The sequence below is a fragment of the Pseudomonas sp. genome, assembly GCF_026224925.1.
Lineage (GTDB): Bacteria > Pseudomonadota > Gammaproteobacteria > Pseudomonadales > Pseudomonadaceae > Aquipseudomonas.
Genome location: NZ_JAMFRV010000508.1, coordinates 1 through 8900, shown reverse-complemented (window position 1 = coordinate 8900; position 8900 = coordinate 1). Strand labels below are relative to the sequence as shown.

At 59.5% G+C, this 8900-nt stretch carries 6 protein-coding genes and 1 pseudogene; 4 read left to right on the top strand and 3 right to left on the bottom strand.

Features of this window, described 5'->3' with window-relative positions; genetic code table 11:
• The 3 genes and pseudogenes from M0974_RS21650 to M0974_RS21640 form a co-directional block, all read right to left on the bottom strand.
• Positions 1-257, bottom strand: a pseudogene (locus M0974_RS21650) (oxidoreductase); the annotation flags it as partial.
• Positions 258-351: 94 nt separating this feature from the next.
• Positions 352-1410: an aromatic ring-hydroxylating dioxygenase subunit alpha gene (locus M0974_RS21645; RefSeq protein ID WP_297841492.1), complete on the bottom strand. Its 1059-nt coding sequence runs from the start codon at positions 1408-1410 to the stop codon at positions 352-354.
• Positions 1411-1749: 339 nt separating this feature from the next.
• Positions 1750-3522 (bottom strand): sigma-54-dependent Fis family transcriptional regulator, encoded by a 1773-nt coding sequence (locus tag M0974_RS21640; protein WP_297841490.1) that lies wholly within the window; start codon positions 3520-3522, stop codon positions 1750-1752.
• Positions 3523-3814: 292 nt separating this feature from the next.
• On the opposite strand from M0974_RS21640, the gene M0974_RS21635 reads away from it, so the two are divergent.
• The 4 genes from M0974_RS21635 to M0974_RS21620 all read left to right on the top strand — a co-directional run.
• Positions 3815-5290, top strand: a complete 1476-nt coding sequence (locus M0974_RS21635; RefSeq protein ID WP_297841487.1) for a benzaldehyde dehydrogenase — start codon at positions 3815-3817, stop codon at positions 5288-5290.
• A gap of 68 nt (positions 5291-5358) precedes the next feature.
• Positions 5359-6126: a coniferyl-alcohol dehydrogenase gene (locus M0974_RS21630; RefSeq protein WP_297841484.1), complete on the top strand. Its 768-nt coding sequence runs from the start codon at positions 5359-5361 to the stop codon at positions 6124-6126.
• Between the two features lie 101 nt (positions 6127-6227).
• A complete protein-coding gene (locus M0974_RS21625) occupies positions 6228-7877 on the top strand; it encodes a DUF1302 domain-containing protein (RefSeq protein WP_297841480.1) in 1650 nt (549 codons plus the stop codon).
• A gap of 15 nt (positions 7878-7892) precedes the next feature.
• A partial coding sequence (locus tag M0974_RS21620) for a DUF1329 domain-containing protein (protein WP_297841478.1) occupies positions 7893-8900 on the top strand: 1008 nt, incomplete at its 3' end.

Sequence of the window (8900 nt, the reverse complement as noted above, 5' to 3'; positions counted from 1 at the left end):
CCGGTGTTGATCTGTTCGTGCAGGCATTGTGAGCCACCGCGCGAGGCAGGATCCTTGAGCACACCGATCAGGTAGCGGTGGCGCTCTTCGGGGTGATTACACAGGGAGTATTGACGGATGAGTCCGCCGGGCAGGTGCACATCAATGTGCGCGCCAGCACTGAAAGCGGGCAATGCGCTGTCATCGACGCTGGCCAATTCATAGCTGCAGATGTCCTGAGTTTCGTTTTTGCGCGATACCACCACCACATCAATCATGTTTCATCCTCGGAGCGTTGCCACCACAGTGGTCACTTCTGGTTGTTTTGAAATTGTGCTGCGCAAGGGGCGGGCATGGCGCGCCCTGACCAAGCTATTGATCGGTGGCGATCAGTTTTGGCTGGGTGGCTCGCTCGCTGGTGATGATTCGCTCCAGGACGCGGCGCGACTGCACGCCGCCCGCGTCGATATTGAGCTTGAGTACATTGCGCTGGGGGTGGTCCAACAGATTTTGCTGCTGGCGCTCGAGCATCTCCAGGTCTTCACTGAAAATCTTGCCCTGGCCCTCGCGAATGGTCGCAGTGAGTGCTTCATCCTGCGGATTGAAGTTGCGCGCCATACCCCAGAAGTACCAGATAGAGGTGTCGGTTTCCGGAGTGATGAAGTCGACCACGATGCTTGACGCTTTGAACTCAGGGGCGGCGTGGTAGCCACCTTTGCCGGCATGGGCGACACCCACTTCGATCAGTACGTGACTGGGTGGCGAGAAGCGGCAGATCTGCCAGCGGTCAACCGGCACATCGTCGGCCAGATTGTTGCCGCGCAAGGCCATGCGCCAGAACGGCGGAGCCATGATGTTTTCCATGTGGCGTGCGGTGACCACTTCATCGCCTTCGACCGTCGTGATTGGGGCGGCTTCATCGATTTCTTTCTGGCCGATGCTGGACGCATGTACGTAGGTCTCGTGCGTCAGATCCATGAGGTTGTCGATCATCAGGCGATAGTCGCAGCCGATGTGGAACAGACCACCGCCGTAAGCCCATTGATCGCTCACGGCCCACTCCAGGTGATGGATCAATGTCGGGTCGGCTTTGTCCTGCTCTCCAGGCCAGACCCAGATAAAGCCGTAACGCTCGACCACCGCGTAAGTCTTGTTGCAAGGGAAACCGCGTACCCGTTGCCCTGGCATTTCGACAGTTTTGCCATCGCAGCCCATGACCAAGCCGTGATAGCCGCACACCAGGTTGCCGTTTTCGACATAGCCCAACGACAGCGGCGCGCCGCGGTGCGGGCAAAAGTCCTCGACTGCGGCCACTTGGTTTTCCTGGCCGCGATAGAAAACAATTTTTTCGCCGCAAATCTGCCGACCGAGTGGTTTTCCAGCAATTTCATCGGGGGTGCAGGCGACGTACCACGTGTTTTTTGGGTACATGAACAATCTCCAGATCAACGCTTGTTTTTGTTTTGATGGATCCATTAAGCGATAAGTGAATCCATCGAGTCAACCTTGTTTGATGCTAAAAATCCATATTTTGTGGGAATAAGCTATGAATTGATAATGTTGGGTCGTTTATTAATGGATCCATTATCGTGCGTTCACGCACAAAAAAACCGCCGATGGCGGTTCTTGTGGATAATCGAAGTGGGTGGCTTTGCGCTTAAGGATGGCCGTTCTGCCGAAGCGGCCATGTTACTTGGACCGGTGTGTACGGAGGATAGTTAATGTCCTTAACGGTATTCGCGCTGTTGACCGCAGGTTGACCCGCCCGAATCAGGCCGATGCCTGTCGGTACTTCTTCAGCCGGTAGGCAAATTGCGCGCGACTCAACCCCAGCATTCGTGCCGCAGCAGCCAAATTACCTTCGCTCTGTTGCAGCGCTTCGTCGATCAAGCGCGACTCCAATCCTTCAATGGAGAATCCTTGCTCCAGTCGGGTCAAGGTTTCCAGCAAGGCTGGGCGAGGCGCTGTGTTGGCGGGACTCTGGTCGATTGCCGCGAGGCTGCCATTGTCGTCCAGCGAGTACAACTCCTGCGGCAATGGCTCGTTGCGAAACAGATGGACCAGATCGATGGCCTGACCGTCTTCGCTGGCGATCAGACCGCGCTCCACCAGATTTTGCAGTTCCCGCACGTTGCCGGGGAAGTCGTAGCGCAATAACACCTTGAGCGCTCGCATGGTCAGGCCGGCGGGTTTGCGAGCGTAGTCCTTACAGAAGCGCCGCAGGAACGCGTTGATCAGTAACGGGATGTCATCGCGTCGCTCACGCAGTGGCGGCAGGGTAATGGGGAAGACGTTCAGACGGTAGAACAGATCCTCGCGAAACTCTCCGGCCGCCACGGCTTTGCGCAGGTCGACGTTGGTTGCCGCCACCACCCGGACATCCACTTTGATCGCCTGACTACCACCGACTCGCTCTATCTCACGCTCCTGCAATGCGCGCAGCAGCTTACCCTGACCTGGGAGGCTGAGGCTGGCGATTTCATCGAGAAACAGGGTGCCGCCATGAGCCCGTTCGAAGCGTCCAGGGCGCGAATGGGTGGCGCCGGTATAGGCCCCGCGTTCGACACCGAACAGTTCCGCCTCGATCAGATTGTCCGGGATCGCGGCACAGTTGAGGGCCACGAACGGCGCTTGATGGCGTGGGCTGCACTGATGCAACTGGCGGGCAAATAGCTCCTTGCCGACCCCCGATTCACCGCTGAACAGCACCGTAGCGGGTGTCGGTGCCACACGCTGCAAGGCGAGGGTGGCGGCATTGAAGGCGGCGCTGGCTCCGATAGCTTTTGGCCCGCCAGGCATTTCGCTGTCGTCATCGGGGGCGGGTGCTGAAGCTGGAGGCTGCCTGGGGGCGACGCTGGATGGCGATGCGGTGAGATAACTCAGGTCCTGTTCTACATCGCCCCATTGTTCGGCGGTCTTGCCGACCACTCGGCAGATCTCGTGGCCCATACCCCGGCATTCGATTTCACGGAAGATCACTAGGCGCCCAAACAGCCCGCTGACATAGCCGATGGCGTAGCCCAATTCGGTCCAGCACACCGGGTCCTGGCCGGTCCCGTAGGCGGCGATATGTTCGTCGGCCTCGCAGGAGTGATGCCAGAGGAACTCACCTTCGTAGAAGCCAGAGTCGGCGTCGAACTTGAAGTGTAGGGGTTCGACCTTGGTCATGCCTTCGAGGGTATGCAGGCGAGTACCGGCCGAGAAAATAGCCGCGGCGTCGGCATCTGGCCAGCGCTCGCGGATCAGCCGTGCATCGCGTGCGCCTGACAGGTAGCCGGTGCGGGTAAACAGACCACGGGTTTGTTCCAGTCCCTGGCGATCGATGATCTCCCGGCGTAGCGCGCCGAAGGATGAACTGTGCAATAGCAGCATGCGCTGATCGTTGAGCCAGATGCGTCCGTCGACAGGGGAAAAGAACAGGCATTCGGTCAGCTCGGCCAGGGTCGGTGAGTTGCCCTCGGCCAGTTGGGAGCTGTCTCCGCGGGGCGAAAAGTGCTCCTCACGCGTCGCGAGACCGGGAAACAACAAGTGGGGGTTATTCATTGTTATGCCCCTGAGCGCAATGACTGACCGAAATGAGTAACTGCCAAAGAAGTTATTAAACATAACTTTATCATTTGAACAAGTGGCGCAGTACCGGACGCGCCTCAAGTCTGTTGATCAATCTCTGGGGGCTCCTCTTAAGCCCTTGTGCCAGAGCCTTCGCCATCTAAAGAACGGCAAGATAGAGAAAACCGGCACAGCCCTTGCTCTAGTGCTTTCACGACGCAGACGACTTCACCGCTTCACCAAGGCGGCGTCGGGCGATGACAAACACAAGAGCCGGGAGGCCGAAATGTCGGTAAATGAACCCTCTGATTTTCTGCGAGACGAGCAGTGGTGCGAGCGTATTTTCAATGGTGACTGGATACGTCCATTGGGCGGCAGCAATAGCGTACGCGAGCCAGCCACCGGTGAAGTACTGACGGTCACCGGCCTGGCCGATGCCGCTGACATCGCTTTCGCCAGTATGACTGCCGCTCGTGTCCAGCCGGCCTGGGCGGCATTGGGGCCGCGCGAGCGGGCGGAGATCTTTCGCAAAGCCGCAGCACTGGCTCAGCAACACTTTGCCGAGCTGGCGCTGTACATCGCCCGGGAAAGCGGCGGCAGTCTGTTCAAAGGTGAGCATGAGGTTCGTGAGGCCATTGTCTTGCTGCATCAGGCTGCGGGACTGTTGTCGCAACCCCATGGTCTAGTGCTGCCCAGCGAAGCGGGGCGCTTATCCTATGCGCGTCGACTGCCCCACGGTGTAGTCGGTGTGATCTCTCCATTCAATTTTCCCTTGGTACTTTCCCTGCGTTCGGTGGCCCCGGCGCTGGCAGCTGGCAATGCGGTGGTACTCAAGCCCGATCCGCAGACGCCGGTCAGCGGCGGTTTCATTATTGCCCGGTTGTTTGAAGCAGCCGGTCTGCCCAAAGGGTTGCTGCAGGTGCTGCCGGGTGCTGCCCAGGCGGGTGAGGCGCTGTGCCGTGACCCACATGTGCGGATGATCGCGTTCACGGGTTCTACTGCAGCAGGGCGTAAGGTCGCGGAGTTGGCTGGCCGCCACTTGAAGAAGGTGGCGCTGGAGCTGGGTGGTAAAAATTCGTTGATCGTTCTCGAGGATGCCGATCTTGAGCTGGCGGCCAGCAATGCCGCCTGGGGTGCCTGGCTGCACCAAGGACAGATCTGTATGGCCACCGGACTTATCCTGGCGCATGAATCAATCGCCGTGGAGTTGACCCGCAGGCTGACCGAGAAAGCGAATGCCCTGACAGTTGGCAATGCCGCTCGCGGCGAAGCAGTACTTGGCCCATTGATCAACGCCCGGCAGTTAAAGCGAGTGCATGAGATCGTCAAGGACAGCATTGCTGCCGGTGCGCAGTTGGAGGCTGGCGGCTGGTACGAAGAACTGTGCTACTTGCCCACAGTGCTGTCAGGCGTGCGCCCTGGCATGCGCGCGTTCGACGAGGAAATCTTCGGTCCAGTGGCCACAGTGGTGAGCTTCGCCAGTGACGAAGAAGCCATTCAGTTGGCAAATCGTACCGAGTACGGCCTATCCGCGGGGATCATCTCGCCTTCGGTCGGGCGCGCCATGGCGATTGGCGAGCAACTCAATTGCGGTTTGCTGCACATCAACGATCAGACAGTGGCCGATGAATGCGTCAATCCATTCGGCGGGCGCGGCAATTCGGGAAATGCCGGCAGCGTTGGCGGCCCGGCCGACTGGGATGAGTACACCCAATGGCAGTGGGTGACGGTCAAGGATAAGGCGCCGCACTACCCCTTCTGATGGGGCTAGGGCCGACGAGAGTGGTCGGCCCACCAGGCGAGCACACAAAAACAATAAGAGGACTCAACATGAAACTCGACAACAAGATTGTACTGGTGACCGGGGTCTCCTCGGGTATCGGTGCAGCGACTGCAAGCCTGCTGCGCAGCCACGGCGCCCAAGTGATCGGTGTGGATCTCAAGGCCCCGCACATGACCCTGGACGGTTTTGTCCAGGGCGACCTGAGCAGTGCCGAGAGCATTGACCGGCTGTTGCCGCAGTTACCCGTGCGAATCGACAGCCTGTGCAATATCGCTGGGGTACCGGGCACGGCGAACCCGCAACTGCTGGCGAAGGTCAACTACCTGGGCTTGCGTCACCTGAGCAACGCACTGCTGCCGCGTATCACCGCGGGTGGCAGCATCGTCAATATCGCCTCGATCCTCGGTGCTGAGTGGCCGTTACGCCTGGAACTGCACAAGGAGCTGGCGCGAATCGAAGGTTTCGCCGCCGCGCAAGCCTGGTTGGCCGAGCACCCAGTACCGGACGAGACCTGCTACCAGTATTTCAAGGAAGCCTTGATCGTCTGGAACTACCTGCAGGCCCAGCCCTGGTTTCTCGAACATTCGGTGCGCATGAACAGCGTGGCCCCAGGCCCGGTCTTCACCCCTATCCTTGGCGACTTCGTGAGCATGCTGGGTGAGGCCCGAACCCAGGCCGATGCCCATCGCATGAAGCGCCCCGGCTACGCCGATGAGGTGGCGGCGGTGATCGCCTTTCTGTGTGCTGACGAGTCGCGCTGGATCAACGGCGTCAATTTGGCGGTCGATGGCGGCCTGGCCTCCACCTATATCTGAAACGCAACCCAGTAAATAGCGGTGTAAGCCGCTGCCCGAGCGTGTTGGCTGGCGCCATGCGTGCAAAGCCATGCCGAAAATAAAAATAATGAGGAGCGTCCATGGACAACGTAATAGGTTGCTTTCGTTTCAAGCACTGCGCCCTGTTTCTGGCGTTATGCAGCACAGGCGCGATGATCGAAAGGGTCGAGGCCATGCAATTGGATCTCGGCGATTCCGACTGGAAACTACGCTGGGACAACACCATCAAGTACAGCCAGGCTTGGCGTCTACAGGGGCAGGACAGCCGCTTGACCAACGCGCCAACCGCCAGCGGCCTGTATCCCTCGATCCAGGGCCAGGGTGATAAAAATTTCAGCACCGGCCTAGTCTCCAACCGCCTGGACCTGTTTTCCGAAATGGACCTCAGTCGGCAAAATTACGGGCTGCGCCTGAGCGGCGCAGCCTGGTACGACGATATCTACAACAAGGGGACCGACGGCAGCGAGCAACCGCATTTCCTCAGCGACACCCGCAAGCTCAATGGCCGTGACGCCGAAATCCTCGATGCCTTTGTGTTCCTGCGCGGTGATCTCGGCGAAGACTCCCAAGGTGTGGTGCGCCTAGGGCGGCATAGCCTGATCTACGGTGAAAGCTTGTTTTATGGCGGCAACGGCATTGCCAATGCCCAGGGCCCGACCGATGTGGTCAAGCTGCTCAGCGTGCCGGGCACCCAGTTCAAGGAAATCCTGCGTCCGGTCAATCAGATCTCCGGGCAGTTGCAGATCAACCCGCAGTTGTCGGTGGGCGCTTACTACCAGTTCGAGTGGGAGCGTTCCAACCTGCCCGGTGCCGGCAGTTACCTGAGCGAGACCGATGCCATTGGTTACGGTAGCGGTTCGCTGCATGAGGTGTTTGGCAATGACACGGTGAATGCTGGTGACCTGAAGCCGAGAAACTCGGGGCAGGGCGGCATGCAGATTCGCTACAAACCGTCGGGAACCGAACTGGAGCTGGGTTTCTACGCCGCGCAGTATCACGACAAAACCCCGATTGGCCTGTACGCCTACCTCGACGGTGCGGCCGCGGCGGCCACCGGGTTGCCGATCTTGAGTTCTTATCGCCAGGTCTACGCCGAAGATATCAAGACTGCCGGCGTTAGCTTCTCCACTGCCTACGGCCCGTTCAACTTCGCCGGTGAAACCTCGGTGCGCTGGAATGCGCCGCTGGTGAGCAATCTGCAAGTGGTGACGCCGGGCACGGCCGCTGATGGGGGGGACAATTCGCTGTTTGCTCGGGGCAAGACCGCGCACGCCAACTTGTCGGCGATTTATCTGTTGTCACCTACAGCCTTCTGGGACGGCGGCTCGGCACTCGCCGAACTGGCCTGGAACCGAACCCTGAGCATCACCGAGAACGCCGCGGCCCTTGATTCCAACACGACCCGCGATGCCACGGCGCTGCGGGTACTGGTCGAGCCGGCGTACTTCCAGATTATCGATGGGATCGACCTGACCGTGCCTATGGGCATGGGGGTGGTGCTCGATGGGCGCTCTTCGGCCGTCAATAAATCGGGCTTCGGCAATACCCACTCCGGAGACTGGAGTGTCGGGCTCAAGGCCACTTATCTGCAGCGCTGGGATGTTGGCCTGAACTACGTGAACTTCTTCGGCGCGCCGAAAGCCGGGCTGCGCGAGGACGGGAATTTCAGCTACGGGCAGTCGCTGGCCGACCGCGACTTCGTCTCGCTCTACGTGAAAACCTCATTTTAATAAGGTGGATTCGCCATGCAGAACAATGCTTTTCTCAACACTTGCGTCTTTACCCTGGCCCTTGCTGGCATGAGCTTGGCGCAGGCAGCGGTGTCGCCCGAACAGGCAGCACACTTAAAGTCTGAGCTGACACCTCTTGGCGGCGAGCGCGCCGGCAACTCCGATGGCAGCATCCCGGCCTGGGATGGCGGCTATACCAAGGTCGCGCCCGGCTACAAACCGGGTGACAAACGTCCCGATCCATTCGCCGGCGAGAAACCGCTGTACTCGATCAAGGCCTCAAACATGGAGCAGTACGCCAGCGAGCTGGCAGAAGGCACCAAGGTTTTGTTGAAAAAATACCCGGACTACCGGTTGGACGTGTATCCGACCCACCGCTCGGCGGCTGCCCCGCAATGGGTCTATGACAACACCGGCAAGAATGCCACCCGCGCCACGCTGGTCGTCGAGACCGAGAAAGTCGCCAACGCCTACGGCGGTATCCCGTTCCCGATTCCGGAGAACGGCGCGCAAGTGCTGTGGAACTACCGGTTGTCCTGGCAGGGCGGCGACACCATTAGTTCGCCGTTCGATACCTGGCTGATGACTGCAGGCGGCAAAAAAGTCCAGGCGACCCGGGCCCAGTACACCTACCAGTTTCCCTACTACGTCGAAAACGGCAGCCCGGAAAGCTTTTCTGGCAAATACCTGGTTGGCAAGCTATTGACCGAGCTGCCGACGTCCAAAGCCGGCGAGGGGCTGATGACCCATTGGGACCTAGACCCGGCCAATCGTGCCGCCTGGCAGTACCTGGTCGGTCAGCGACGTGTGCGCCGCGCGCCGAACATCGCCTACGACACCCCGGACTTCGTGACCTCCGGGGTTGGTCTATTCGACGAAGCGTTCATGCTGTTCGGACCTACCGATCGTTATGACCTCAAGCTGATGGGTAAGAAAGAACTGATCGTCGCCTACAACAACAACCGCGCAGGTCTGGCCAAGAGCGACGATCTGGTCAAACAGAACTTCCTCAATCCCGATCTG